Here is a 26,239-nt window from a genome sequence, read left to right as displayed (position 1 = left end):
GTCGCAGGTTTCACCCTGCGACGCTCTTCGTCAGTATGAAGGGTCTACTCAACGCGACGTGCTCGCTCGCTGCCCACCCAATCCGTCAACAGACTGTAAGCCACCGCCAATAGCGTCGGGCCTATGAACAGGCCGATGAAACCGAACGCCAGCAGCCCGCCAAACACCCCCAGTAGCACGATCACCAACGGCAGGTTGCCACCGCGGCTGATCAGATAAGGCTTAAGTACGTTATCCACGCCACTGATGATGAACATGCCCCAGATCCCCAGAAAGACCGCCATGCCGTACTCGCCCTGCCAGACCAGCCACGCGGTGGCGGGCAGCCAGACCAGCGGCGGCCCCATGGGGATCAGGCTGAACAGGAAGGTCAGGATACCTAGCACCAGCGCACCCGGAATGCCGGCGATGAGGAAGCCGATCAGTGCCAGAACTGCTTGTGCCGCTGCGGTGCCAATCACACCATTGACCACTCGCTGAACCGTACCGGCCACCAGATCCAGATAATACTGGGCGCGATCGCCGATCAGGCGCTCCAGCAAACTGAGCACGAAAGCGGCCAGACGCGGGCCGTCACGGTAGAAGAAGAAAGCAAAAACGATGCTCAGGGTGAGTTCGAGAATGCCACCGCCAATCTGCGCACTGCGCGCCAGGAGCCAGTTGCCCACCTCCCCCAGGTAAGGCTTGACGGTGGTCATGAACGCCGCACCCTGCTGATCGATGGTGGTCCAGAACCCTACCAGGCGCTCTCCCACGATCGGGATACCCGCCAGCCACAGGGGTGGATCGGGCAAACCATCGACTTGCACATCCTTGACGAAGGCCGTTGCGTCGCGCACATGGTCCGCCAGATTGAAACCCAGCCAGACCAGCGGAGCGGCCACCAACAGCAGCCAGCACAGGCTCATGACCAGCGCAGCCAGTGACTCCCGACCTTTGAACCAGCGTGTCAGCACGCGCATCAGCGGCCAACTGGCGAATGCCAGCACCGCGCCCCAGATCAGTGCCGACCAGAACGGTGCCATGACCCACAGGCAGGCACCGAACAGTGCCAGAAGCAGGATCTGAACCAGCAGGCGATCGTTGTTGAACATGAGGTGCCTACGAAGCGGAATCGGAAGTGGCGAGCATAAAGACGAATACGGCTGGCGTCAGCCGTATTCGTCATTGTGGCAGACAGGCGCTTAGCGAATCACTTCGATCGACAGGCCCTTTTTATCGGAACCCCCGGTTTCGAGTCGCGCCGCGCGCACGCCTTTGGCGATCAGGGCATCGCGCCAGGCTGCCGCACTGGCCCCCGACACCGTGGCACGCAGGGTGCTGTCGAGGTTCAATCCTCGGGAAATCAGCGTCACCCAGGCATCTTGCGGTTCTGCGCCGAGTCGGGGCAGATCGAGTCGGCCGGTGCTCTTGAGCTGCCGCAGCAGGGTGGCCGATGTGGGCAGCAGATCGCCCAGCGGGGCCGCCGCTTCGAATTGCTCGACATGCAGGTAAGCGCGACGATTGCCGCGGGTGATGCTGTAAAGCGCAACCAGCGTTTCAGCGTGAGGCTCGGCAAGACGCAACAGCAGGTACGCCTGTCGATCATCGGCGCCATACAACTTGGAGTTGCCGAACACTTCGTTGGCCCACAGGCTACTTTCGCCGCAGTCCCGTGCCTGACACCAGAACAGCAACTCGGCTCCCCGCTGTTGCAACGCCTCACGAGCGCTGGTGAACGCATCGTCGGACGGGAGTTCGGCAGGCAGTTGATAGGTAATTGACGTCAGGTTGCCTCGCGCACTGACTTGCCCATCGAACCGCAACTGTCCACTTATCTTACGGATCGAGCCCATTGGGTAAATTCGTTCGAGTTCGGCGCGAGGACGGTAGTCGACGATCTCCGTGTCGGTAAGACGCGGCAGAATCTCAAGATCCTGGCTGCCCGGCACATCGGCGGCGGCGACCATCGGGCTGAAGATCGACACCAACAGAAAGACGAATGGAACACGTGATACACGCATGAGTGCTCTCATTGGCAGGCAGACGGTGAAATGAACGGAAGAGGATGGCCACTGGGGCGATCATGAACGGCGGCAGGTTGATCCATAACGGTTGACTCCTGTTTCAACCCGTTCAGCGTCGGCAGTTGCCGGCTTCAAGTCAAGAAGCAGCGAAGAAGCGATTGAAACAGCGTGCAACAGAGCAGGCGCCCTCCTCGTCATTCAAATGCAGATGATGCCCTCCTGGCAGGCTTTCGATCTCGAATGGAAGGCTGGAAAGTACGTCGCGTTTTTTTGCCAGCATGCCCTCTTGGGCGATGATCAATTGCGTCGGACAGCGCACACGGTTGACGAACGCCATCGCTTGCAGCTCGGTCAGACGTGTTGCCGAGGGCAAGGTCAGCCGACTGTCGCTGCGCCAGGTGTAGCCGCCCGGAACCGGCATCAGACCACGCTGTGCCAGCCTCTCCGCCGCCTCGCGACTGACCGCTACGACGCCGTGCATACGGGCCTGAATCGCCCGATCCTGATCCTGATAAACGGGCTTTTTCTTGCCAGGCAATGCCAACTGCGCCTGCAACGCCGTCCCCAGACGCTCAGCCGCAGAATCGGCCTCGCCCGTCAACGGAATCAGACCGTCGATCAACGCCAGGTGCGTGACACGTTCGGGTAACGCACCTGCCAGCATCACTGAAATGATCGCACCCAACGAATGCCCCAATAGCGCAAAACGTTGCCAACCCAGCTGTTCGGCCACCTGCAGTACGTCGAACGCGTAATCGGCGAAGGTATAGCCAGCACCTATCGGACGATGATCGGAATGACCGTGCCCTGCCAGATCCAGCGCCACGATACGCAACCCTTTCAGATGCGGCGCAAGTCGGGCGAAGCTGTTGGCATTGTCCAGCCATCCATGCAGCGCGATAACCGGCATGCCGTCCTCGGGACCGAACAGATGCGCCGCCAGCTCGATATGTCCCAGGCTCAAGCGCACCTCTTCGACCGGACACGTCATGCGAGAGTCTGCCGCTCATTGCGCTGCGCGCTGCGTGCGTCCCACCGAGTGAACAGTGATTTGAGCAATTGCGCCGTCTCGTCCGGACGTTCCAGTGGAAACATGTGCCCTCCCGGCATCGATAAGTACTCGCCTTCACGCATGCGCCTGGCCAGATAGCCATGATGCGGCATGATTACACGGCTGTGCTTGCCACGCACCATCGCCAGCGGCACCTTGAGCCTGCGTGAAGGCATGGGGCTGGTGTGCGGAATGCTGCGATAAATGCTGATTTCGGTGGCGGGGTCGAAGCGCAAACGCAATTGTCCGCCGTCAGGCCTCAGACCATGTTGCAGGTAGGCGTCCAGGCATTCAGGATCGAAACGGCGAAACAGGGTTTTACTGGCGAAATAGGCTCGGGCCGACTCCAGATCGGCAAAGGCCTCACGGCGCCCCAGCGTGCGACCCGCGGGTGTGATGCGGTCGATAAACCCCAAGCGTTTGGCCGCGCGGATGAACAACTGATCGGCCAGCCCCAGCACAGGCGAATCCAGCATCACTACGCCCCGATAAAGCTCCGGACACCGCAGCGCCGCATGAAGGTGCAGCAGCCCGCCCAGCGAATGCCCGACGCCCCACACCGGACCGGCTTCTTCACGCAAATGGTGGACCAATTCATCGACCAGATTCAGCCAGTTATCGTTTACCGGAAATCGCGGGTCATGGGCATGCTGTTCCAGATGGGCAACGCTGTACTCAGGGGCCAGCGCCGCGAACAGCTTGCCGTAAGTGCCCGAAGGAAAGCCATTGGCGTGGACGAAGAAGACGGACTGGGGCATGCCGAGACACTCAAGGGCGAACGAGTCACGATTGTGCGCACCGGGCCAGACCTACGGCAACGATTGGAACTGCCATCGAAGGTGTCACTCCGGCCATCGGGCAGCGTTAATGCCATGACCGGAGTGAGTCACCTGTCACAGCTTCTGAGCAAACACATTAAACGAGGGGTTTCATTCAACGAACCGGCGGTTCCTGACCATGAGGGACGACCGCAACGGTAAGGCGCGAGATACAGCTCAGCTTGCCCTCTTCAGTGGTAATCCGGATATCCCAGACATGGGTGGTGCGACCGATATGCACCGGCCTTACGACACCGGTCACTCGTCCGGAACGTACACCGCGCAGGTGATTGGCATTCACTTCCAGGCCCACACAGAAAAACCTTTCCGAATCGACCAACAGGTAACTGGCCATCGAGCCCAGCGATTCAGCCAGCACCACCGATGCACCGCCATGCAGCAGGCCGAACGGTTGGTGAGTACGCTGATCGACCGCCATGCTGGCCGTCAGCGAATCGTCTGTAAAAGACTCGAAACGAATATCCAGCACTTCACCGATGGTGTTCTTCTGAGCCTTCATCAGGGCTTCGATGTCAGGGGTCACACGCCATACACTCATGTTCAATCCTTTTTAATGGTGGGGTGACGCTATTTTCTACAGGCTGAGCGTCCGACGTGCGGACCCGCTCAAACGTGGCGAACGCTGTTGAGTTTCATGCCGGCGGCAAGCACGTGCTCACCTTCCAGCTCTGCAAGGCTTGCCGTGCTCATCGGCTCGGCATCCTGATAACTACCGTGGGCCAGCAACCCGATCAGGGCGCCGACCAGCGGCTGATGGCTGACCAGCAAAACCTCATTAGCACCCAGCGCTTCGAGGTGATCCAGTACCTGACGCGGGTCGCTGTCGGGGGTCAGCCAAGAGACAGTAATGATCTCTTCGCTGAAGCCCAGAAACCGGTGCACCAGCCCCGCCGTCTGCTGCGCACGCACATAAGGACTGGCGAGTATTTTCTGCAGCGGCTTGCCTATCAGATGGACCGCGCTCTTGAGTACTTCTTCCCGACCATGAGCGGTCAGCTCGCGCTCGGCATCGCTGCGCGCTCGTGATTGGGCTTCGCCGTGGCGCAAGATCCAGACCTTCATAGCTTAGGCTCCTCGTCACGTACCGGATGCGGTGCGGGTGCAACGTAATGCGCCGCTTCGCCATCCGGCACACGAGGCGATGGCCAGTCAGCGAACGGCCAGGGTTTCTGATCGGTATGGAACGTGCCGAAGCGCCCGATCTGGGCAAGGAACTGACTGAGGCTGTCACCAAAATTCATCAGGCTGGCGCTGGGCGCGCCGTAGATCAGGCGATAGCCCAATTGCACCAGCACCACACCTGCCAGCACCACTTCAGCCACCTGCCAGACGATGAGGAAAAGCAGCATCCAGACAATGCGCAGCAGGATGGATTCGTTCTTCTGGATATTTGACGCGTTCAAGGTCCTTCTCCTGGATGAGGTGGTGTCAGTTGAAGCCCGTGATGGAAATGAAATCGACGTCTGTCTTGGGCTCCGCGCGCATCAGCGCCTCGATAACCTGATTGAGCGTACGGCCTTCGAAAAGAATGGCATGCAGGCCCGCGACCAGCGGCATGTATACCTGAACTTCCTGGGCTTTGACCTTGAGCACCTTGAGGGTGTTCACGCCTTCTGCGACTTCGCCCAGACGGGTGACCGCCTCATCGAGGGTCAGCCCCTGCCCCAGCGCAAAGCCGACCTGATAATTGCGACTCTTGGGCGATGAACAGGTGACAATCAGATCGCCCACGCCAGCCAGCCCCAGAAAGGTCATCGGGTTGGCACCTTGGGCCACCGCAAAGCGGGTCATCTCGGCCAGCGCACGGGTGATCAACATGCTCTTGGTGTTCTCGCCCATTTCCAGCGCCACCGCCATGCCGGCAATGATCGCGTAGACGTTCTTCAAGGCTCCGCCCAGCTCCACACCGAACCGGTCGGCGCTGGCATAAACGCGGAACGTGCGGCCATGCAGCGCAGCCTGCACCTGCTGGCACAACGCGTCATCTTCGCTGGCGACCACCGTGGCGGTCAGCGCATGTTCGGCGATCTCGCGCGCCAGATTGGGACCGGACAGCACACCGATACGCGCCTGCGGCACGATCTCTTCGAGGATCTGGCTCATCAGCTTGAAGGACTTTGCTTCGATCCCCTTGGTCAGGCTGACCAGCATCTTGCCGTTCAAGTGCTCGATGTGGGGCGACAACACGCTGCGAAGCGCGCTCGATGGCAGGGCGACGAAGATCAGTTCACTGCCTTCAAGCGTCGCGGCAAGATCAGTCACCGGCTCGACTTCCGGTCGAACCTTGATGCCCTTGAGATAGCGGGGGTTTTCACGATTGACGCGAATGGCCTCTGCCTGCTCGGGATCACGCATCCATTGACGAACCTGATGGCCGTTTTCGGCCAGAAGATTGGCGATGGCCGTGCCGAAGCTGCCGCCACCAAGAACCGCTACAGGCTGTTGCGTGGTCATAAATACATCCATCCTGGGCCACTGACTGGCGATGTCGGCATTATACGGAGCGTCACGCCGTCGGCCAGCGACAAACGCCTTCGTGGCGCGTTGATTTTGCTGCAGCCTGCGTCAGTATCCGCCCGGCGAGAATAAGTTGTCGGGAAATGGCTGCCATCTCGGGTAACATATTACGCACACACTATGCAGTATTGTGTCCGTCGGCGTTACGGCTCAGCCAGGTCCGCGAAACCGATGCCATGAACCAGACCGAGAGCGCACAGGCATGGACGCACCCAACACCCCCCAAACGCACCCCGCAACGCTGACGGGCAGCCAATGACGCTGCGTCACTGGGACATCAACACCCGTACCCAAATCATCAGTCTGGGCCCTGCCCTTTTGCTGACGGTGCTGCTGATCGGTTTCTTTACGTTCGTGCGTATCCAGGACCTGCGCCAGGAACTCAACCACACGGGGCAGCTGATCGCCAATCAGTTGGCCCCGGCCGCCGAGCCCGGCCTGCTGGTGGGTGACACCGAAAGCCTCAAGGGTCTGATGCGCGCCACGCTGTCCATGCCCGGAGTGCGTTATGTGGAAATCCAGGACAGCTCCAATACCGTTCTGGTGTACATCGACCAGCCACAGGAGAGCGAGCGCAAGAGCCGTCAGATGGAGACATTCCAGGCCCCGGTGCGTGCACAACATTTGGTTGTACGCAGCGCGCCTGCGGTAGGAGAACAACGGTCGGATACCGTTTCTCAACGTTATCTGGGGCGGGTGCTGGTGGGAATGTCCAGCGAAGCATTCAACCGTCGCCAGCAGGAAATACTGCTCAAGGCTGGCATCCTGGCCCTGTGCGCCCTGCTATTCACTTTCCTGTTGGCAAGACGCCTGGCGCAGAGCCTGTCACGCCCGATCAGCCGCATGGGTGAAGCCCTCAAGGCCATCCAGAAAGGCGATTACAGGACCCCACTGCCGGTCAGTGACGACGCAGAACTGGGTGCACTGGCACGACACATCAACAACCTTGCCGCCAATCTGGACAAGGCCAGCCTGGAGCAGCAACGTTCAATGGCGCAACTGATACAGACCCGTGAAGAAGCCGAGCAGGCGAACCGGGCAAAATCCGACTTTCTGGCGATGATGAGTCATGAGCTTCGCACCCCCATGAATGGCGTGCTGGGCATGCTGCAGCTCATGGAAACCACGCGCATGACCGACGAGCAAAGCGAATACGCCGCGCTTGCGACCGAATCAACGGAGCACCTGCTGAGGGTCATTAACGACATTCTCGACTTTTCACGCATCGAACGTGACGCATTGCAGATGGAAGGCATTGCCTTCAATCTGGCCGAACTGGTCAGTGCATCGACCCACGCATTCAGCCACAACGCTCAACAGCGCGACCTGCAGCTCAGCCTGCATATTCAGCCAGGGCTGGAGTCGCTGACGGTCATCGGAGATCCGACACGTATCCGTCAGATTCTGGTAAACCTGATCGGCAACGCACTGAAATTCACCGAACAAGGCAGTGTCTGTATCAAGGCAGGCTGGACCCTGCTCGAAGCCGAACGACTGCAATTCACCTGTACCGTAAAGGACAGCGGTATCGGCATTCACGCCGATAGACTGGAGTCCATGTTCGACGCGTTCCAGCAGGCCGACAGCTCTATCTCCAGACGTTACGGCGGCACAGGGCTTGGACTGCCGATTGCGCGCACCCTGGCCGAACGAATGGGCGGCACCCTGCACGCGCAGAGTGAAGAAGGCGCGGGTTCTCTGTTCACGTTGCAGATCCCGTTGCCTGTTTCACGGCAACTGCCCGTCGAGAATCGACACCCCTTGTCCGCGCTTGACGGTGCGAATAAAGAGCGCAGTGTATTGCTGGTCGAAGACAATCCGGTCAATCGCACCGTTGCCCAGGCCATGCTGCACAACCTGGGGTGCCAGGTGGACATAGCCATCGATGGCGCTCAAGCCGTGAGCATGGCCTGTGACGGGAAATACGGACTGATCCTCATGGATTGCCGACTGCCGGTCATGGATGGTTATGAAGCCACACGTCGCATCAGGCAACTGGCGGGGATCGAGCAGCCACCGATTATCGCGCTGACCGCCAATGCCTTGCAGGGCGACCGCGACGCCTGTTTACAGGCGGGGATGGACGACTACCTGGCCAAACCCTTCAAACACGCTGATTTGCAGCAGGTTTTGCGGCGCTGGTTATTCTTTCGGACACCCGTGACTGGCGATAAATGTTAAATTGCGGCAGTCTTTGCAACCTGATCGACCCTTAACTGCGGTCGTATGACACAATTCAGTGCACAGGTGTACTTTGATTTCTACCGTCCTGTGACTTTCACTACAACGCAACAGTCTATGAGTAGGCTGCCGGACAGAGTCCTGGCAAATTAGTCCGCCAGGACTGGCGTTTGGGCCAGTGGCGCCCCAACCTGCCGCACACGATCATTGAGGAGCTCGCATGACCAAACAACACGCCTTTACCCGGGAAGACCTGCTGCGCTGCAGTCGTGGCGAGCTGTTCGGCCCAGGTAATGCGCAACTGCCCGCCCCCAACATGCTGATGGTTGATCGCATTACGCACATCAGCGAAGAAGGCGGCAAGTTCGGCAAGGGTGAGTTGGTCGCCGAACTGGATATCAACCCGGACCTGTGGTTCTTTGCCTGCCACTTCGAAGGCGACCCTGTCATGCCTGGCTGCCTGGGTCTGGACGCCATGTGGCAACTGGTCGGTTTCTACCTGGGCTGGCAGGGCAATCCCGGTCGCGGGCGCGCCCTGGGCTCAGGCGAAGTGAAGTTTTTCGGCCAGGTCCTCCCGACCGCCAAGAAAGTCACCTATAACATCCATATCAAACGCACCATGCGCGGCAAACTGGTCCTGGCTATCGCCGAAGGCACCGTGAGCGTTGATGGTCGCGAAATCTACAGTGCCGAAGGTCTTCGTGTCGGTCTGTTCACTTCCACTGAAAATTTCTAAGGGTACTCGCATGCGCCGCGTCGTTATCACTGGTCTGGGTATTGTTTCGTGCTTGGGCAATGACAAAGACACCGTCACCGCTAACCTGCGTGCCAACCGCCCTGGCATCCGTTTTCAGCCGGATTATGCCGAAATGGGTCTGCGCAGCCAGGTTGCCGGCTCCATCGACCTCAACCTTGAAGAACTGATCGACCGCAAGATTTTTCGCTTCGTCGGTCACGCGGCAGCTTATGCCTACCTGGCCATGAAAGATGCCATTGCCGACTCCGGCCTGACCGACGAGCAGGTTTCCAACGTGCGCACCGGCCTGATCGCTGGCAGCGGCGGCGCTTCGACGCTGAACCAGATGGAAGCGCTCGATATTCTGCGTGAAAAAGGCGTCAAGCGCGTCGGTCCGTATCGCGTCACCCGGACAATGGGCAGCACCGTTTCGGCTTGTCTGGCCACGCCGTTCAAGATCAAGGGCGTGAACTACTCCATCTCCTCCGCCTGCGCTACCAGTGCGCACTGCATCGGCAACGCGGTCGAGCAGATCCAGCTGGGCAAACAGGACATCGTGTTTGCTGGCGGCGGCGAAGAAGAACACTGGAGCCAGTCGTTCCTGTTCGACGCAATGGGCGCGCTGTCCACCCAGTACAACGAGACGCCGGAAAAAGCCTCCCGCGCCTACGACGCCAAGCGTGACGGTTTCGTCATTGCCGGTGGCGGCGGCATGGTGGTTGTCGAGGAGCTGGAACACGCATTGGCTCGTGGCGCGAAGATCTACGCAGAAATCGTTGGCTACGGCGCAACCTCGGATGGCTACGACATGGTCGCTCCAAGCGGCGAAGGCGCTATCCGCTGCATGCAAATGGCCTTGTCGACGGTTGATGGCACTATCGATTACCTGAACACCCACGGCACCTCGACCCCGGTCGGTGATGAAATGGAGATGAACGGCGTACGCGCAGTCTTCGGCGAAAACGCTCCGGCCATCAGCTCCACCAAGAGCCTGTCGGGTCACTCCCTGGGCGCCGCAGGCGTGCACGAAGCGATCTACTGCCTGCTGATGATGGAGAACAACTTCATCGCCGGTTCTGCCAACATCGATGAGCTGGACCCGAAAGTCGCCGACATGCCGATTCTGCGTGAAACCCGTGAAAACGCGAAGCTCGATCTGGTCATGAGCAACAGCTTCGGCTTCGGCGGCACCAACGCCACGCTGGTTCTGAAGCGCTATCAGGCCTAACATTCAGCCTGTGCAAGACTGAAAAGGCGCCTTTAGAGGCGCCTTTTCTGTTTTTGGAATGCAAATGAACGGTTTGTGGGAGGCGGCTTGCTGGCGATGACATGCTCTCCTCGCCCTGCCCGCGCTATGATTTCTACCACTCCCTGACGGACCGCCGAGACCCGAACCATGCTCACCATCACCCCGCGCGCTGAAACAGTTGAGGGTCAGCCGATCCTACGCCCCCTGCCCTCTGCGCGGTGCCGCAGCGTCGGGCCGTTCGTGTTCTTCGACCATATGCTGGAAAAGGACTACCTGCCCGGCACTGGCATGGACGTTCGACAGCACCCCCACATCGGCCTGTCGACGCTGACGTATCTGCTTGAGGGTGAATTGCTGCACAAGGACAGCCTGGGCAGCGACCAGTGCGTCAAGCCAGGCGACGTCAGCTGGATGACATCCGGGGCTGCCATTGCACACATCGAGCGCACGCCCGAACCACTGCGGATCAGCGGCTCGCGCCTGCACGGCCTGCAGGTCTGGCTGGCATCACCCCGTGAACATGAACTAGGCAAGGGCCATTACAGCCATCACCCGGCGCACAGCCTGCCGCAGAGTGACGGTATGGGCATTGCCATCCGCATATTGGCTGGCAGCGGTTTTGGTTTGCAGTCTCCCGTACCGGTGCTCTCAGACACGCTGTACGCTGAAGTACGCTTACAGGCCGCCACGACCCTGTCCATTCCGACAGAGCATCAGGAGCGCGCTGTGTACGTTCTTGAGGGTGAGGCTTCACTAAACGGAACACCCGTCGCGGCGCGCACGCTGGTCGTGCTGGAGCCGGGAGCTTCAGTCAACTTGTGCGCGGACAGCGAATGTCACGCCGTGCTGATAGGCTGCGCAGCACTGGACGGGCCACGCAGAATGAACTGGAATTTCGTGGCCAGCGATCAAGCGCTGATTGAAACAGCGCGAAATCGCTGGGCCACTGGCGACTGGCCAACCGTTCCAGGCGAAACGGGTCGGATCGAGCTGCCCTGAGTCTGTTGGCCCGCTAGCCGAATACTTCGCTCAGCAAATCGTGCATCGACTTGAAGGCGCGGCCAGCAACTTTGGCGTCGTACATCATCTTGCCTGGAACATTGGCGTGCGGATCGGTGAACGAGTGGTACGCACCGCCGTAGTTATGCACTTGCCAATCGACGCTCGCTGCGTCCATTTCTTCTTCGAATGCCGATATCTGCTCCTTTGGCACCATCGGGTCGGATGCGCCATTCAGAATCAGCACCGAGCCCTTGATGTTTGCAGCGTCGGCAGGATTGGGTGTATCCAGCGTGCCGTGAAAGGATATGGCGGCCTTGAGGTCGGCGCCGCTGCGTGCCAGCTCCAGCGAACAGCAACCACCGAAACAGAAACCGAAGGTGGCAATACGGCTGGCATCCAGGGAAACACCCGCCTGACTCAACAGCAGATCAAGACCTGCCTGCATGCGCTTGCGCAGCAATGCACGGTCGTTTTTCAGGGGCATCATCGCCTCGCCTGCTTCATCGCCGTTGCCCGGACGAATCTTCTGGCCATACAGGTCGGCCAGCAGCACCACATAACCCTGCTCTGCGACCGCTTTGGCGATGTCCTCGGCACCTTCGCTGACGCCCATCCAGTTGGGCGCCATCAACAGGCCTGGACGAGACGAGGTCGCACTGGCGTCGTACACCAGACGACTTTCGTAGGGCTGGCCATCAATCTGATGGACGACGGAACGGATTGTAATCTTGCTGCTCATCGCTGACTCCTGATCATTTTCTGAAGGGTGCAAAGGAAATGCTCGAAAGATCAAACAAAAAACCCGCCGAAGCGGGTTTTTTGTCATTCGGTCATCAAACCGACAGTTCTACCAACAGCTTGTTCAAACGGCGAACGTAAGCGGCCGGATCCTTGAGGCTGTCACCGGCGGCCAGCGCAGCCTGATCGAACAGGATATGCGACAGGTCACCAAAGCGCTCTTCGCTCTGTTCGGCGTCCAGCTTGCCGATCAGTGGGTGAGCCGGGTTGAATTCGAAGATAGGCTTGGAGTCCGGGACTTTCTGACCGCTAGCTTCCAGAATCTGACGCATCTGCAAGCCCATGTCCTGCTCACCAATCGCCAGAATCGCGGGAGAATCGGTAAGGCGATGCGAAACACGCACTTCGCTTACAGACTCGCCCAGCGCAGTCTTGATCCGCTCGATCAAGCCTTCCTTGTCCTTGGCAATCTCTTCCTGGGCCTTCTTGTCCTCTTCGGAGTCGAGCTTGCCCAGATCCAGATCACCACGCGCCACGTCCACGAAGCCCTTGCCGTCGAAGTCGCTCAGGTAGCTCATCAGCCACTCGTCGATACGGTCGGTCAACAGCAGCACTTCGATGCCTTTCTTGCGGAAGACCTCAAGGTGCGGGCTGTTCTTGACCTGCGCGTAGGATTCGCCGGTGAGGTAGTAGATCTTGTCCTGACCTTCCTTGGCGCGAGCCAGGTATTCGGCCAGAGAAGCGCTCTGCTCGCCGCTCTCGTCGGAGGTCGATGCGAAGCGCAGCAGGCCGGCGATTTTCTCCTTGTTGGCGAAGTCTTCCGCTGGGCCTTCCTTGAGGACCTGACCGAAGTTCTTCCAGAAGCCCTTGTACTGCTCAGGCTCGTTCTTCGCCAGCTTTTCCAACATGTCGAGCACACGCTTGGTGAGCGCCGATTTCATCGAGTCGATGATTGGGTCTTTCTGCAGAATTTCGCGAGACACGTTCAGCGACAGGTCGTTGGAATCGACCACGCCTTTGATGAAGCGCATGTACAGCGGCAGGAAAGATTCAGCCTGATCCATGACGAACACGCGTTGCACGTACAGCTTCAAGCCACGCGGCGCTTCGCGCTGATACAGGTCGAACGGCGCACGGGCCGGCACGTACAGCAGCGACGTGTACTCAAGCTTGCCTTCGACCTTGTTATGGCTCCAGCTAAGCGGATTTTCATAGTCATGAGCAACGTGCTTGTAGAACTCCTGATATTCCTCGTCCTTCACTTCGGAACGGGAACGGGTCCACAGGGCGCTCGCTCGGTTGACGGTTTCCCATTCCAGCGCTGGCGCCTCTTCACCTTCGGCGGCCGGAGCCTGCTCTTTCGGCAGCTCGATCGGCAACGCGATGTGGTCGGAGTACTTTTTGATGATATTGCGCAGACGGTAGCCGTCGGCAAACTCGTCTTCGCCGTCTTTGAGGTGCAGGACGATACGAGTACCACGTTCAGCCTTGTCCAGGGTCGCGACTTCGAACTCGCCCTCACCCTTGGACGACCAGTGAACGCCCTCGCTGGCAGACAGGCCTGCACGGCGGCTGAACACTTCAACTTGATCGGCGACGATGAACGCCGAGTAGAAACCGACACCGAACTGACCGATCAGGTGCGAATCCTTTTTCTGGTCGCCCGACAGGTTTTTCATGAAATCGGCGGTACCGGATTTGGCGATGGTACCCAAGTGGGTGATCACATCGTCACGGCTCATACCAATGCCGTTGTCTTCCAGGGTTACGGTCTTCGCGTCCTTGTCGAAGCTCACGCGGATCTTCAGCTCTGCCCCGCCTTCCAGCAGTTCAGGCTTGGACAGCGCCTCGAAACGCAATTTGTCGACCGCGTCAGACGCGTTCGAGATCAATTCGCGAAGGAAGATTTCCTTGTTGGAATACAGCGAATGGATCATGAGGTGAAGCAGCTGCTTTACCTCGGTCTGGAAGCCCAGGGTTTCCTTTTGAGTTTCCACACTCATGGTCATCAAACTCCGATCTGGATGGCATAAGCCGCCACAGCGAGGCTGTGTGCCTGTGTAGCAGCGTGTAGTCATCAAGGTGGGGGCTGGATGCAGGATTTCAAGGGCGAATAAATCAATCCGAACTGTCGCGATACGTTAATGGCCCGCAGGCGGGGTCATTGAATTCGATCAGCCGGATGCACAGGGCAACTATCCACTTTCTGATGCGCAATTCATAAGACTGCTTCAACCCGGTGTGCATGGCCGGAACACTGACCAAAAACAATAGTGGGGTCGTTTGGAACTTAATTTACAAGGGGACGCTCTTAGCCACGTGGATACTCAATAAGGAGAAATACCCCATGCGTAAATCTTTAGCCTATGCCTTGATGCTTTCTGCCACTTTGGGTCTTGCCGCCTGTGACAAAAAGTCCGAAAACACCCAGCAAGATGCAAACAAAGCTGCTCAACAGTCCCAGGAGTCGATGGAAAAAGCTCAGGACAAAGTGAACGACGCGGCCAAGGAAAGCCAGGAAGCTGCTCAGAAAAACGCAGAAGCCGCCCAACAGCGCGCGACCGAGAACGCCAACCAGGCTCCGGCCCCGGCGACTGACGCAGCGCCAGCGAAAAACTAAGCCAACAGGCTTGCAGAACTACACATAATAAAGCCCGCTTTTGCGGGCTTTATTATTGATGTTTTAATTATATTACTTGCCTCATGCCAACGCTTCGCTGCGTTTGCCTAATCGTCGATCCACTGCAATAGCCGCCGCCAACGTTATAACCGATGGAATCAACCAGGCCAAGCCTTGCTCACTCAGCGGCAAGTTGGCCAGTGCGCCCGGCAGGTAGTCGGTAAACCCCGCACCTTTAATCGCATCGATCAATCCGAAGAGCAAAGACACCAGCATCACGGGAGCAACCACCCGGCCTTGATGATGCCAAAGGCTTTTGCAGAAACTCAGCGCGACGAGCACGATGCAAGGCGGATAGATCGCCGTCAACACCGGGATCGAAAACAGAATCAGCTTGGTCAGGCCAAGATTCGACACCAGCAGCGAGAACCCCGCCAGCAACACCACCAGCGTCTTGTAGGATAACGGCAGCACCTTGGCAAAGTACTCTGCGCAGGCGCACGTCAGGCCAACCGCAGTCACCAGACACGCCAAGGAAATCAACACCGCCAGGAAGCCGCTGCCCAGCGATCCGAAGGTATGCTGCACATAGGCGTGCAACACTGCCGCGCCATTACTGGCACCCGCTGCAACCGCATGACTTCCGGAGCCCAGACGGAACAGACTGATGTAGACCAGCGCCAGCCCGACGCCCGCAATCAGCCCGGCGATGATCGCATAGCGCGTGATCAGACGGGGGGACTCGACACCACGAGAGCGAATGGCATTGACGATGACAATGCCAAAGACCAGCGCGCCCAGCGTGTCCATCGTCAGGTAGCCATTGATGAAACCCTGCGAAAACGGCGCAGCGGCGTAAGCAGGTTCGGCCACGCCGATATTCCCTGCTGGCAGGGCGAAGGCGGCAACACCCAGAATGGCCAAGGCAATGATCTTCAGCGGCGCCAGAAAACGCCCAACCGTGTCGAGCAGACGGCCTGGGTACAGCGAGACCCAGAACACCACCAGAAAATAGACCAGGCTATACAGGGCCAACGCCATCGGGCTGTCACCGGTGAGCGGCGCGAGCCCCACTTCGAACGACACAGTAGCGGTACGCGGCGTGGCGAACAGTGGCCCGACTGCAAGGTAGCAAACCGCCGCCAGCAAACCTCCGGCGATCTTGCCGATAGGGCTGCTGAGCGCATCCATCGCGCCACCGACCTTAGCCAGCGCGATCACTGTCACTACCGGCAAGCCCACCGCGGTAACCAGAAAGCCCAGCGCCGCGATCCACACATGCGGACCAGCCTGTAGCCCTACTATAGGGGGAAAGATGATATTGCCAGCCCCAACGAACAGGGCAAACGTCATAAACCCAAGTGCCAGGATGTCCTGGCCTTTCAATACTTTCATTCCAAGCAACCACACAGAATCGAGATAAGGGAGGGGGCGCCACCTGTGAATGAGACGAACGCGGCCCGTCGGTGTAGGACGTGGCGAGGATTTGCGAGATGCCCCTCGTGAGGGCTGCGCAAAAAAATGGCCGACAGGGTAGCTAACTCAAGCAGAAAATGCACTATCGCAGGGCGACACGTGCGACGACGCACCCGAATATCGCATCCTTTCATACTGCTCGAACTTCAGAAACCCCTGACAGACGGGACACAGGATGATCGATAGATTGGCCAACATTTACCGCCAAAGGATGCACCGTGACCTCGACAAACCAGCCTTGCCAGATCGCCACCCCTACCCTGCACACACCCCGCCTCATCCTACAGCCGATACGACTGGAAGACGCTTGCGCACTGCAGACCTCGTTCAACCACTGGGAAGTGGTGCGCTATCTGACTCACCACGTTCCCTGGCCTTACCCTGAAGGAGAAGCGCTGCGCCATCTGCAGGAGGATGTATTGCCCGCCATGCAGGACGGCGAGGAATGGCATTGGTCAATCCGCTTGCGTAGCGACCCTGCACGCCTTATAGGCAGTGCCTGCGTGATGGACGAAGAAGACAACAACCGAGGATTCTGGCTCGCCCCGGCCTATCAGGGCCAAGGCCTGATGTCGGAAGTCTGCCCCGTAATTGACCGGTTCTGGTTTGAGACGCTGGGGCGCTCCACGCTGAGAGTGGCCAAATCGGCCCTTAATGAAGCCTCATGCCGCCTGTCCAGGCGCGAAGGCATGCATCTGGTCCACACCCGTGAAGACCTGTTTGTCTGTGGCACGACTCAGGAACAGATATGGGAAATGACGCAGGAACAATGGCGGTCTCTCAATTACCGTTAATCCGGAAGCTGACGAGACAACTCTGCCTGACGCTTTTGCATCACCCAAACAAAAGCCACCCGAAGGTGGCTTTTGTCGATTGCCATTCAGTAAGCGGAGCTTACTTCACCGGCCAACCGGTCAGCTCGGCCAGAGCCTTGCCGATGTCTGCCAGGGAACGAACGGTTTTGACGCCCGCGTCCTGCAGTGCAGCGAACTTCTCGTCTGCAGTACCTTTACCGCCGGAGATGATTGCGCCCGCATGGCCCATGCGCTTGCCCGGAGGAGCAGTCACACCTGCGATGTAGGAAACAACCGGCTTGGTCACGTGTGCCTTGATGTAGGCAGCCGCTTCTTCTTCAGCCGAGCCGCCGATTTCACCGATCATGACGATCGCTTCGGTCTTCGGGTCTTCCTGAAACAGCTTCAGGATGTCGATGAAGTTGGAGCCCGGAATCGGGTCACCACCGATACCAACGCAGGTGGACTGACCGAAACCGGCGTCAGTGGTCTGCTTCACAGCTTCGTAAGTCAGGGTGCCGGAACGCGACACGATACCGACTTTGCCTGGCAAGTGAATGTGACCTGGCATGATGCCGATCTTGCACTCGCCCGGAGTGATGACGCCTGGGCAGTTAGGGCCGATCAGGACCACGCCCAGCTCGTCACACTTGACCTTGGCTTCCAGCATGTCGATGGTCGGAATGCCTTCGGTGATGCAGACGATCAGCTTGATGCCGGCGAATGCAGCTTCCAGGATCGAATCTTTGCAGAAAGGAGCCGGAACGTAGATAACCGAAGCATCGGCGCCAGTGGTAGCGACAGCTTCTGCAACCGTGTTGAACACCGGCAGGTTCAGGTGAGTGGTGCCACCTTTGCCTGGGGTCACGCCGCCAACCATTTTGGTGCCGTAGGCAATGGCTTGCTCGGAGTGGAAGGTACCTTGCGAACCAGTGAAACCCTGGCAGATAACCTTGGTGTCTTTATTGATCAGGACGCTCATTATTTGCCCTCCGCAGCTTTGACGACTTGTTGAGCAGCGTCGGTCAGGCTGGTAGCCGCGATGATGTTCAAACCGCTTTCTGCCAGTACTTTAGCGCCCAGTTCAGCGTTGTTGCCTTCAAGACGAACAACAACCGGGATTTTAACGCCGACTTCTTTCACTGCACCGATGATGCCTTCGGCAATCATGTCGCAACGAACGATGCCGCCGAAGATGTTTACCAGTACTGCAGCGACGTTGGTGTCGGACAGGATGATCTTGAACGCTTCGGTAACGCGCTCTTTGGTAGCACCGCCACCAACGTCAAGGAAGTTTGCAGGCTTGCCGCCATGCAGGTTGACGATGTCCATAGTGCCCATCGCCAGACCGGCACCGTTGACCATGCAGCCGATGTTGCCTTCCAGCGCCACGTAGTTCAGTTCGAACTTGGCAGCGTGAGCTTCGCGCGGATCATCTTGCGATGGATCGTGGAAAGCTTTCAGCTTTGGTTGACGGTACATGGCGTTGGCGTCGATGTTGATCTTGGCGTCCAGGCAATGCAGATCGCCGTCAGCCTTGATCACCAGCGGGTTCACTTCCAGCAGGGCCAGGTCGTGGTCCTGGAACAGCTTGGCCAGACCGGTGAAGATCTTGGCGAACTGAGTGACTTGCTTGCCTTCCAGACCCAGCTGGAATGCCAGATCGCGACCCTGGAATGGCTGAGCGCCAACCAGTGGATCGATAGTGGCTTTGAGAATCTTTTCAGGGGTGTCGTGAGCGATCTTCTCGATGTCCACACCACCTTCGGTGGAAGCCATGAACACGATACGGCGGCTCGAACGATCGACGACAGCGCCCAGGTACAACTCTTTGGCGATGTCGGTGCACGATTCAACCAGGATCTTGGTCACTGGCTGACCATTGGCGTCGGTCTGATACGTGACCAGACGCTTGCCCAGCCACTGCTGTGCGAACGCTGCAGCGTCTTCTTTGCTGCGAACCAGCTTGACGCCGCCCGCTTTACCGCGACCACCTGCGTGAACCTGGGCTTTGACGACCCACTCGGTTCCGCCGATCTTGTCGCAAGCTTCTGCTGCTGCTTCCGGGGTGTCTACTGCGTAGCCTTTGGATACTGGCAGGCCGTATTCAGCGAACAGCTGCTTACCCTGATACTCGTGAAGATTCATGCTGATTACCGTCTTCGTTTAGGTACTGCGCATTCGGTGCTGCACGTCAGCGTGCCGCACCACCTGTGACCGCTACTCCGGGTCGACCCCATGAACGCCGTGGGCATTCGTGGAGCCACCTGAGAGGTCGAGTCCGACGCAGATTCCGCGGTGAGCCCTGCTGGCAGGATTCACGACGGGCACTGCGCCGTGGTTTCTTGTTGTCTTAGCGTTTCTTGCGGTTCTGGATATGAATGGCGCCGCCATTCACGGCCAGGGCCGCTTCGTGCAGCGCTTCGGACAGCGTCGGGTGCGAGAAGACCATCATGCCGATGTCTTCAGCGCTGGTGCCGAACTCCATTGCAATGGCGCCCTGCTGTACCAGTTCGGCAGCGCTCGGGCCAATCACGTGCACACCCAGAACGCGGTCGGTCTTGGCGTCGGCGATGATCTTGACGAAGCCGCCGGTGTCATTGGCTGCCATCGCGCGGCCGCTGGCTGCGAACGGGAAAGTGCCGACGTTGACTTCAACGCCTTCGGCCTTCAGGGTCTGTTCGGTCTTGCCGACCCATGCGATTTCCGGGTGGGTGTAAATGACCGAAGGCACCAGATCGTAGTTCATCACGGCCTTGTGGCCCTTGATGCGCTCGACAACCATGATGCCTTCTTCTGATGCCTTGTGGGCCAGCATCAGACCACGAACCACGTCGCCGATCGCGTAAACGCCCGGTACGCTGGTGGTGCAGTAGTCGTCAACGAAAATGAAACCGCGCTCATCGATGTCGACCCCGCTGTCAGCAGCCAGCAGATCGGTGGTCACTGGACGACGACCCACAGCAACGATCAGTCGATCGAAGGTGATCTTCTGCTCGCCATCTTTATCGGTGTAGCTGACTTCCACTTCTTCACCGTTGACTTTCGAACCGGTCACGCGAGCGCCCAGTTTGATGTCCAGACCCTGCTTGGTGAAGGTCTTCAATGCTTCCTTGGAAACCGCTTCGTCAGCTGCCGGAATGAATTTTTCCAGGGCTTCGAGCACAGTGACTTCAGCGCCCAGGCGAGCCCAGACAGAGCCCAGCTCCAGACCGATCACACCCGCGCCGATCACGCCCAGACGCTTTGGCACTTGTTGGAATTCCAGAGCACCCGTCGAGTCCACGATGACTTTCTGGTCGACCGGAGCCGGCGGAATGTCGATCGGACGCGAGCCGGAAGCCAGGATCACGTGGTCCGCTTCGATGATTTCGACCGTGCCATCAGCACCGGTCAGCTCGACCTTCTTGCCGGCCAGCAGCTTGCCATGGCCTTGCAGAGTGGTCACGCCATTGGCTTTGAAGAGGCTGGCAACGCCGCCGGTCAAGCCTTTGACGATAGTGGACTTGCGACCGATCATGGCCGGCACGTCCATAGATACTTCGGACGTCGAAATACCGTGGACCGCAAAACCGTTCTTGGCTTCGTAGAATTTCCAGGAGCTGTCCAGCAGCGCCTTGGACGGAATGCAACCAACGTTCAGGCAGGTACCGCCGAGGGCCAATTTGCCCTCCTTGTCCTGATACTTCTCGATGCAGGCAGTCTTGAGACCAAGTTGCGCAGCCTTGATGGCGGCAACGTAACCGCCAGGGCCTGCGCCAATCACTACCACGTCGAATTTCTGGGACATAAAAAGATTCCTTTTTAGCTGCGAGCTTCAAGCTGCAAGCTGCAAGCCGCTCTGCCTTGCGGCGTCGCTGGCTTGCGACCAATTCATAAGATGCAACACACCAGCCTCAGGCTGCACATCGACCTGATCGCTCAAGCCAGACACGTGCAACCTGTGGCCGCTTCATCAGATATCCAGCAGAAGACGCGCTGGATCTTCCAGCAGGTTCTTGATGGTAACGAGGAAAGTTACCGCTTCTTTACCGTCGATCAAACGGTGATCGTACGACAGCGCCAGATACATCATCGGACGAATCACAACCTGACCATTGATTGCCATAGGACGCTGCAGAATGTTGTGCATGCCCAGAATAGCCGCCTGCGGCGGGTTGACAATCGGAGTCGACATCATCGAACCGAACGTACCGCCGTTGGTGATGGTGAAGGTACCGCCAGTCATCTCGTCAATGGACAGCTTGCCGTCACGGGCCTTCTTACCGAAGGTAGCGATGCCGCCTTCGATTTCGGCCAGGCTCATGTGCTCGGCGTTACGCAGAACCGGTACAACCAGACCACGGTCACTGGACACCGCGACACCTACGTCGGCGTAGCCGTGGTAGACGATGTCGGAGCCGTCGATCGACGCGTTCACAGCCGGGAAGCGCTTCAGTGCTTCGGTAGCCGCCTTGACGAAGAACGACATGAAGCCCAGGCGTACGCCGTTGTGGGACTTCTCGAACAGGTCCTTGTACTTCGAACGCAGCGCCATGACTTCGGTCATGTCCACTTCGTTGAACGTGGTCAGCATGGCCATGTTGGACTGAGCTTCAACCAGACGCTTGGCGACGGTTGCACGCACACGGGTCATCGGCACACGCTTCTCGGTGCGGTCACCCGCAGCAACGACAGGTGCAGCAGCGGCAGCAGGTTTAGCAGCAGGCGCAGCGGCTGGAGCGGATTTCTTCGCTTCGATGGCCGCGACCAGGTCTTCCTTGGTGATACGGCCGTCTTTACCGGTGCCCTTGACGCTGGCCAGGTTGATACCGTTTTCTGCAGCCAGCTGGCGTGCGGCAGGCGCAGCAATCGGGTCTTCATCATCACCGGCAGGTGCAGCAGCAGGCGCTGAGGCCGTTGCAGCAGGTGCAGCCGCGGCCGCTGGCGCAGCAGAGGCAGTCGCACCGGCGTCCAGGGTTGCAATCAGTTCATTGGAGAGGACGGTGTCGCCCTCGCCTTTCACGATCGATGCCAGCACGCCGTCAGCTTCGGCCAGCACTTCGAGGACAACCTTGTCAGTCTCGATGTCGACCAGCAGCTCGTCACGTTTTACCGCTTCGCCCGGTTGCTTGTGCCACTTGGAAATGGTGCCGTCGGCAACGGATTCCGGGAAAGAGGGGGCTTTGATCTCGATAGCCATTATCTGTAATTCCTTAATTCGGTTTCTAATGCTCGAAGGCGTTAAACAGTGAAGGCATCTTGCAGGAGTTTTTCCTGCTGCTCGGCGTGCATCGAAGCGTAGCCACAGGCTGGCGCGGCAGAAGCATCACGACCTGCATACTCAAGAATGAGCTCGCGCTTATGGTTGCCCACGCTGCGACGCAGATGATGCTGACTGCTGTACCAGGCACCCTGGTTCATCGGCTCTTCCTGACACCAGACCGCATGCTGCAGATTGGTGTAAGGCGCGATCGTTTCCATCAGGTCATCTTCAGGGAACGGATACAGCTGCTCGATACGAACGATGGCGATGTCTTCACGACCTTCGGCACGGCGTTTTTCCAGCAGGTCGTAGTAGACCTTGCCGCTGCACAGCACCAGACGCGTAACCTTGGCCGGATCGAGGGTATCGATTTCCGGAATGACGGTCTGGAACGAGCCTTCGGCCAGTTCTTCGAGCGTCGAAACCGCAAGCTTGTGGCGCAACAACGACTTGGGTGTCAGAACAACCAGCGGCTTGCGCAGCGGGCGGATCACCTGACGACGCAGCAAGTGGTAAATCTGGGCCGGCGTCGTTGGCACGCACACCTGAATGTTGTGCTCGGCGCACAGTTGCAGATAACGTTCAAGACGTGCGGAGGAGTGCTCCGGCCCCTGCCCTTCGTAACCGTGAGGCAACAGCATGGTCAGACCGCACAGGCGGCCCCATTTGTGCTCGCCGCTGGTGATGAACTGGTCCACAACCACCTGAGCACCGTTGGCGAAGTCGCCGAACTGAGCTTCCCAGATCACCAGCGCATTGGGCTCGGTGGTCGAGTAGCCGTACTCGAATGCCAACACGGCTTCTTCCGACAGGAACGAGTCATACAGATCAAAGCGAGGCTGACCGGCATACAGGTTCTGCAGAGGAATGTAGGTGCCTGCATCCTTCTGGTTATGCAACACGGCGTGACGGTGCGAGAACGTACCGCGACCGATATCCTGACCCGTCATGCGGATCGGGTGGCCTTCAAACGCCAGCGTGGCGTACGCCATCGTTTCGGCGTAGCCCCAGTTGATCGGCAAGCCACCGGCCTGCATCTTCTGGCGATCTTCGTAGATCTTCTGAACCTGACGCTGCACGACGAAGCCTTCCGGCAACTCCATCAGCTTGGCGGACAGTTCCTGCAGGGTCTTGAGATCGAAACGGGTGTCGTGACGTGCAGTCCAGGCGTGGCCCAGATACGGACGCCAGTCCACGAACAATTCCTTGTTCGGTTCCTTGACCAGGCTTTTTACGACGTGCAGACCGTTGTCCAGCGCGTTGCGGTAGTCGTCGACCTTGGCCTGAACACGGGCTTCGTCGAGAACGCCGGTCTTGATCAGACGCTCGGCGTACAACTCACGGGTGGTACGCTGCTTGGTGATCTGCTGGTACATCAGAGGCTGAGTGCCGCTCGGCTCGTCAGCTTCGTTGTGACCGCGACGACGATAGCAAACCAGGTCGATAACGATGTCACGCTTGAACTGCATGCGGTAATCGATCGCCAACTGGGTCACGAACATCACGGCTTCAGGGTCATCGCCATTTACATGGAGAATCGGGGCCTGAATCATCTTCGCAACGTCGGTGGCGTACTCGGTGGAGCGCGAGTCCAGCGGGTTGCTGATAGTGAAACCAACCTGGTTGTTGATGACGATGTGGATCGTACCGCCTGTCTTGAAGCCGCGAGTCTGCGACATCTGGAAGGTTTCCATCACAACGCCCTGGCCTGCAAACGCGGCGTCGCCGTGAAGGGAAATCGGCAGAACCTTGTCACCATTCGGATCGTTGCGACGATCCTGGCGCGCGCGAACCGAACCTTCGACCACCGGAGACACGATCTCCAGGTGAGACGGGTTGAACGCCATTGCAAGGTGAACTTCACCGCCTGCGGTCATGACGTTTGAAGAGAAGCCCTGGTGATACTTGACGTCACCGGAACCCAGTTCCACTTTCTTCTTGCCTTCGAACTCGTCGAACAGGTCGCGCGGGTTCTTGCCGAAGGTGTTGACCAGCACGTTCAAACGGCCACGGTGGGCCATGCCGATCACGACTTCCTTGGTGCCGTAGGAGCCGGAACGCTGGATCAGCTCGTCGAGCATCGGAATCAGGCTTTCGCCGCCTTCCAGGCCAAAACGCTTGGTGCCCGGGTACTTGGTGCCCAGGTATTTTTCAAGGCCTTCGGCAGCGGTTACGCGCTCGAGCAGATGGCTCTGGATGTCCGCCGAAAAGGCAGGACGACCGCGTACGCTTTCAAGACGCTGCATGAACCAGTTGCGCTGCTCGGAATCCACGATGTGAGTAAACTCGGAGCCGATGGTGCGACAATATGTCTGCTGCAACGCTTCGTGGATTTCGCGTAGGCTCGCTTCCTCTTTGCCGATGAACAAGTCGCCGGCGCGGAAAGTCGTGTCCAGATCGGCATTGGTCAAGCCGTAGTGATTGATCGACAGATCGGCGGGTGCAGGACGCTGCCAAAGACCCAGCGGATCGAGTTGGGCAGCCTGGTGGCCACGCATACGATAAGCCTGGATCAGTCGCAGTACTTCAACCTGCTTCTTCTCGTGCTCGCTGCTCACACTGCCGGCGGACACCGGTTGAGCACGGCGCTGGTTTTTAGCCAGCAACACGAAATGATCGCGAATGGTCGAATGCGATACATCAGTGGCAGAGCTGCCATCAGCTGGCAACTTCTGAAAGTAGGTGCGCCATTCTTCTGGCACAGCGTTAGGGTCGTGCAGGTAAAGCTCATAGAGCTCTTCCACATAGGCAGCGTTACCACCGGATAGGTGGGCACTGTTCCACATGCGCTGCATCACGCTTTCTTGCATGCTTGGTCACCCTCGGTAAGGGGACACCACCGGCGAAGACACCAGAGCAATCCTGAAATAGTCGTGTGCAGCGACTGTATCAAGTCACCAGGGAATCACGCAGATAGTCCGGGTACCAGCCCGGATGCCCCTGCTGGTCTCATTTCTTCAAAATAAGAGCCGCAGCTTTGCGAGCTACTGCTCAGGTTAAAACCACGGCGCCGGTTGAAGCCTGCGCCGCGGCCATTTCAGTACAACGGTGTTACGGGTAAAGCGATAAATCAGACGCCGTTCTGCAGAAGCATGTTGCGGACGTGACCGATAGCCTTGGTTGGATTAAGGCCTTTCGGGCAAACGTTGACGCAGTTCATGATCCCACGGCAGCGGAACACGCTGAACGGATCATCCAGCGAAGCCAGTCGTTCGCTGGTCCGGGTGTCGCGGCTGTCAGCCAGGAAACGGTAGGCTTGCAGCAATGCGGCAGGGCCCAGGAACTTGTCGGGGTTCCACCAGAAGGACGGGCAGGACGTCGAGCAGCAAGCGCACAGGATGCACTCGTACAGACCGTCAAGCTTCTCGCGCTCTTCCGGGGTCTGCAGACGTTCGATGGCCGGAGCCGGCGTGTCGTTCTGCAGGAATGGTTTCACCTTCTCGTACTGCTTGTAGAAGATGCTCATATCGACGACCAGGTCACGAATGACCGGCAGACCAGGCAGCGGACGCACGATGAGCTTGCCCTTGGCAACCACGGCAGACACCGGCGTGATGCAGGCCAGGCCGTTCTTGCCGTTCATGTTCATGCCATCGGAGCCACAAACGCCCTCGCGGCAGGAGCGACGATACGAGAAGCCTTGATCCTGTTCTTTGACCAGGGCCAGCACGTCCAGCACCATCAAGTCCTTACCACCGGTATCGACCTGAAATTCCTGCATGAACGGTGCAGCGTCCTGCTCAGGGTTGTAACGATAAACACTGACTTGCAACATATCGGTCACC

The 26,239-nt window shown here is 58.6% G+C and carries 23 protein-coding genes; 6 read left to right on the top strand and 17 right to left on the bottom strand.

Features of this window, described 5'->3' with window-relative positions:
* Window positions 1-44 precede the first annotated feature (44 nt).
* From ALP40_RS17415 to ALP40_RS17380, 8 genes are all read right to left on the bottom strand, one after another.
* A complete protein-coding gene (locus ALP40_RS17415; RefSeq protein WP_122209447.1) occupies window positions 45-1,094 on the bottom strand; it encodes an AI-2E family transporter in 1,050 nt (349 codons plus the stop codon).
* Between the two features lie 90 nt (window positions 1,095-1,184).
* A complete protein-coding gene (locus tag ALP40_RS17410; RefSeq protein ID WP_181115547.1) occupies window positions 1,185-2,003 on the bottom strand; it encodes a DUF4892 domain-containing protein in 819 nt (272 codons plus the stop codon).
* 139 nt (window positions 2,004-2,142) lie between these two features.
* Window positions 2,143-2,997 (bottom strand): alpha/beta fold hydrolase, encoded by an 855-nt coding sequence (locus tag ALP40_RS17405; protein WP_122209445.1) that lies wholly within the window; start codon window positions 2,995-2,997, stop codon window positions 2,143-2,145.
* Window positions 2,994-3,815, bottom strand: a complete 822-nt coding sequence (locus ALP40_RS17400; RefSeq protein WP_122209444.1) for an alpha/beta fold hydrolase — start codon at window positions 3,813-3,815, stop codon at window positions 2,994-2,996. Before ALP40_RS17400 ends, ALP40_RS17405 begins: the two co-directional genes overlap by 4 nt.
* 175 nt (window positions 3,816-3,990) lie before the next feature.
* The gene (locus ALP40_RS17395; RefSeq protein ID WP_122209443.1) at window positions 3,991-4,434 is read right to left on the bottom strand and encodes a hotdog fold thioesterase; all 444 of its coding nucleotides are present in this window, start codon (window positions 4,432-4,434) and stop codon (window positions 3,991-3,993) included.
* A 68-nt stretch (window positions 4,435-4,502) separates the two neighbouring features.
* Entirely contained in the window at window positions 4,503-4,958 is a 456-nt protein-coding gene (gene sixA / locus ALP40_RS17390; RefSeq protein ID WP_122209442.1) for a phosphohistidine phosphatase SixA, read from the bottom strand.
* Window positions 4,955-5,299 carry a DUF4389 domain-containing protein gene (locus tag ALP40_RS17385; RefSeq protein WP_122209441.1) on the bottom strand — a complete coding sequence of 115 codons (345 nt, stop codon included), beginning with the start codon at window positions 5,297-5,299 and terminating at the stop codon, window positions 4,955-4,957. Before ALP40_RS17385 ends, sixA begins: the two co-directional genes overlap by 4 nt.
* Window positions 5,300-5,324: 25 nt before the next feature.
* The gene (locus tag ALP40_RS17380; protein ID WP_122209440.1) at window positions 5,325-6,350 is read right to left on the bottom strand and encodes an NAD(P)H-dependent glycerol-3-phosphate dehydrogenase; all 1,026 of its coding nucleotides are present in this window, start codon (window positions 6,348-6,350) and stop codon (window positions 5,325-5,327) included.
* 318 nt (window positions 6,351-6,668) lie between these two features.
* Here ALP40_RS17380 and ALP40_RS17375 point away from each other — a divergent pair, with 318 nt between their 5' ends.
* The 4 genes from ALP40_RS17375 (at window position 6,669) to ALP40_RS17360 (ending at window position 11,578) form a co-directional block, all read left to right on the top strand.
* Complete coding sequence (locus ALP40_RS17375; protein WP_122209439.1) at window positions 6,669-8,594, top strand: response regulator; 1,926 nt, start codon at window positions 6,669-6,671, stop codon at window positions 8,592-8,594.
* A gap of 220 nt (window positions 8,595-8,814) precedes the next feature.
* Window positions 8,815-9,330 carry a 3-hydroxyacyl-[acyl-carrier-protein] dehydratase FabA gene (gene fabA, locus ALP40_RS17370; protein WP_084916844.1) on the top strand — a complete coding sequence of 172 codons (516 nt, stop codon included), beginning with the start codon at window positions 8,815-8,817 and terminating at the stop codon, window positions 9,328-9,330.
* 10 nt (window positions 9,331-9,340) lie between these two features.
* A complete protein-coding gene (gene fabB, locus ALP40_RS17365; RefSeq protein ID WP_122209438.1) occupies window positions 9,341-10,558 on the top strand; it encodes a beta-ketoacyl-ACP synthase I in 1,218 nt (405 codons plus the stop codon).
* A 168-nt stretch (window positions 10,559-10,726) separates the two neighbouring features.
* Window positions 10,727-11,578: a pirin family protein gene (locus tag ALP40_RS17360; RefSeq protein WP_122209437.1), complete on the top strand. Its 852-nt coding sequence runs from the start codon at window positions 10,727-10,729 to the stop codon at window positions 11,576-11,578.
* Between the two features lie 13 nt (window positions 11,579-11,591).
* Here ALP40_RS17360 and ALP40_RS17355 read toward each other — a convergent pair whose 3' ends face one another.
* Window positions 11,592-12,320: a dienelactone hydrolase family protein gene (locus ALP40_RS17355; RefSeq protein ID WP_122209436.1), complete on the bottom strand. Its 729-nt coding sequence runs from the start codon at window positions 12,318-12,320 to the stop codon at window positions 11,592-11,594.
* 94 nt (window positions 12,321-12,414) lie between these two features.
* Window positions 12,415-14,322, bottom strand: coding sequence for a molecular chaperone HtpG (gene htpG, locus ALP40_RS17350; RefSeq protein ID WP_122209515.1), 1,908 nt, complete (start codon window positions 14,320-14,322; stop codon window positions 12,415-12,417).
* 344 nt (window positions 14,323-14,666) lie between these two features.
* Between htpG and ALP40_RS17345 the strand changes: the two genes are divergently transcribed.
* Complete coding sequence (locus ALP40_RS17345; protein ID WP_122209435.1) at window positions 14,667-14,939, top strand: hypothetical protein; 273 nt, start codon at window positions 14,667-14,669, stop codon at window positions 14,937-14,939.
* Window positions 14,940-15,020: 81 nt separating this feature from the next.
* Here the strand turns inward: ALP40_RS17345 and brnQ are convergent, their stop codons facing one another.
* Window positions 15,021-16,334 (bottom strand): branched-chain amino acid transport system II carrier protein, encoded by a 1,314-nt coding sequence (gene brnQ / locus ALP40_RS17340; RefSeq protein ID WP_122209434.1) that lies wholly within the window; start codon window positions 16,332-16,334, stop codon window positions 15,021-15,023.
* Between the two features lie 299 nt (window positions 16,335-16,633).
* Between brnQ and ALP40_RS17335 the strand changes: the two genes are divergently transcribed.
* Window positions 16,634-17,209 carry a GNAT family N-acetyltransferase gene (locus ALP40_RS17335; RefSeq protein WP_122209433.1) on the top strand — a complete coding sequence of 192 codons (576 nt, stop codon included), beginning with the start codon at window positions 16,634-16,636 and terminating at the stop codon, window positions 17,207-17,209.
* A 100-nt stretch (window positions 17,210-17,309) separates the two neighbouring features.
* On the opposite strand, the gene sucD is transcribed toward ALP40_RS17335, so the two are convergent.
* The 6 genes from sucD to ALP40_RS17305 form a co-directional block, all read right to left on the bottom strand.
* The gene (gene sucD, locus ALP40_RS17330; RefSeq protein WP_004882573.1) at window positions 17,310-18,191 is read right to left on the bottom strand and encodes a succinate--CoA ligase subunit alpha; all 882 of its coding nucleotides are present in this window, start codon (window positions 18,189-18,191) and stop codon (window positions 17,310-17,312) included.
* Entirely contained in the window at window positions 18,191-19,357 is a 1,167-nt protein-coding gene (gene sucC, locus ALP40_RS17325) for an ADP-forming succinate--CoA ligase subunit beta (protein WP_004882574.1), read from the bottom strand. Before sucC ends, sucD begins: the two co-directional genes overlap by 1 nt.
* Window positions 19,358-19,562: 205 nt before the next feature.
* Complete coding sequence (gene lpdA, locus ALP40_RS17320; protein ID WP_122209432.1) at window positions 19,563-20,999, bottom strand: dihydrolipoyl dehydrogenase; 1,437 nt, start codon at window positions 20,997-20,999, stop codon at window positions 19,563-19,565.
* 165 nt (window positions 21,000-21,164) lie between these two features.
* Window positions 21,165-22,391 (bottom strand): 2-oxoglutarate dehydrogenase complex dihydrolipoyllysine-residue succinyltransferase, encoded by a 1,227-nt coding sequence (gene odhB / locus ALP40_RS17315; RefSeq protein WP_122209431.1) that lies wholly within the window; start codon window positions 22,389-22,391, stop codon window positions 21,165-21,167.
* 41 nt (window positions 22,392-22,432) lie between these two features.
* Window positions 22,433-25,264 carry a 2-oxoglutarate dehydrogenase E1 component gene (locus ALP40_RS17310; protein WP_122209430.1) on the bottom strand — a complete coding sequence of 944 codons (2,832 nt, stop codon included), beginning with the start codon at window positions 25,262-25,264 and terminating at the stop codon, window positions 22,433-22,435.
* Window positions 25,265-25,524: 260 nt separating this feature from the next.
* Complete coding sequence (locus tag ALP40_RS17305; protein ID WP_004882578.1) at window positions 25,525-26,229, bottom strand: succinate dehydrogenase iron-sulfur subunit; 705 nt, start codon at window positions 26,227-26,229, stop codon at window positions 25,525-25,527.
* Between the last annotated feature and the right edge of the window lie 10 nt (window positions 26,230-26,239).

The sequence above is a fragment of the Pseudomonas viridiflava genome (assembly GCF_003702045.1).
GTDB lineage: Bacteria > Pseudomonadota > Gammaproteobacteria > Pseudomonadales > Pseudomonadaceae > Aquipseudomonas > Aquipseudomonas viridiflava_C.
This window is presented reverse-complemented; position numbering and strand designations above follow the sequence as displayed.

Bases quoted from the DNA above. Each gene is read 5' to 3' on its own strand.
- ALP40_RS17415 (WP_122209447.1), bottom strand. From the start codon at position 1,094: ATGTTCAACAACGATCGCCTGCTGGTTCAGATCCTGCTTCTGGCACTG.
- ALP40_RS17410 (WP_181115547.1), bottom strand. From the start codon at position 2,003: ATGCGTGTATCACGTGTTCCATTCGTCTTTCTGTTGGTGTCGATCTTC.
- ALP40_RS17405 (WP_122209445.1), bottom strand. From the start codon at position 2,997: ATGACGTGTCCGGTCGAAGAGGTGCGCTTGAGCCTGGGACATATCGAG.
- ALP40_RS17400 (WP_122209444.1), bottom strand. From the start codon at position 3,815: ATGCCCCAGTCCGTCTTCTTCGTCCACGCCAATGGCTTTCCTTCGGGC.
- ALP40_RS17395 (WP_122209443.1), bottom strand. From the start codon at position 4,434: ATGAGTGTATGGCGTGTGACCCCTGACATCGAAGCCCTGATGAAGGCT.
- sixA (WP_122209442.1), bottom strand. From the start codon at position 4,958: ATGAAGGTCTGGATCTTGCGCCACGGCGAAGCCCAATCACGAGCGCGC.
- ALP40_RS17380 (WP_122209440.1), bottom strand. From the start codon at position 6,350: ATGACCACGCAACAGCCTGTAGCGGTTCTTGGTGGCGGCAGCTTCGGC.
- ALP40_RS17375 (WP_122209439.1), top strand. From the start codon at position 6,669: ATGACGCTGCGTCACTGGGACATCAACACCCGTACCCAAATCATCAGT.
- fabA (WP_084916844.1), top strand. From the start codon at position 8,815: ATGACCAAACAACACGCCTTTACCCGGGAAGACCTGCTGCGCTGCAGT.
- fabB (WP_122209438.1), top strand. From the start codon at position 9,341: ATGCGCCGCGTCGTTATCACTGGTCTGGGTATTGTTTCGTGCTTGGGC.
- ALP40_RS17360 (WP_122209437.1), top strand. From the start codon at position 10,727: ATGCTCACCATCACCCCGCGCGCTGAAACAGTTGAGGGTCAGCCGATC.
- ALP40_RS17355 (WP_122209436.1), bottom strand. From the start codon at position 12,320: ATGAGCAGCAAGATTACAATCCGTTCCGTCGTCCATCAGATTGATGGC.
- htpG (WP_122209515.1), bottom strand. From the start codon at position 14,322: ATGAGTGTGGAAACTCAAAAGGAAACCCTGGGCTTCCAGACCGAGGTA.
- ALP40_RS17345 (WP_122209435.1), top strand. From the start codon at position 14,667: ATGCGTAAATCTTTAGCCTATGCCTTGATGCTTTCTGCCACTTTGGGT.
- brnQ (WP_122209434.1), bottom strand. From the start codon at position 16,334: ATGAAAGTATTGAAAGGCCAGGACATCCTGGCACTTGGGTTTATGACG.
- sucD (WP_004882573.1), bottom strand. From the start codon at position 18,191: ATGAGCGTCCTGATCAATAAAGACACCAAGGTTATCTGCCAGGGTTTC.
- sucC (WP_004882574.1), bottom strand. From the start codon at position 19,357: ATGAATCTTCACGAGTATCAGGGTAAGCAGCTGTTCGCTGAATACGGC.
- lpdA (WP_122209432.1), bottom strand. From the start codon at position 20,999: ATGTCCCAGAAATTCGACGTGGTAGTGATTGGCGCAGGCCCTGGCGGT.
- odhB (WP_122209431.1), bottom strand. From the start codon at position 22,391: ATGGCTATCGAGATCAAAGCCCCCTCTTTCCCGGAATCCGTTGCCGAC.
- ALP40_RS17310 (WP_122209430.1), bottom strand. From the start codon at position 25,264: ATGCAAGAAAGCGTGATGCAGCGCATGTGGAACAGTGCCCACCTATCC.
- ALP40_RS17305 (WP_004882578.1), bottom strand. From the start codon at position 26,229: ATGTTGCAAGTCAGTGTTTATCGTTACAACCCTGAGCAGGACGCTGCA.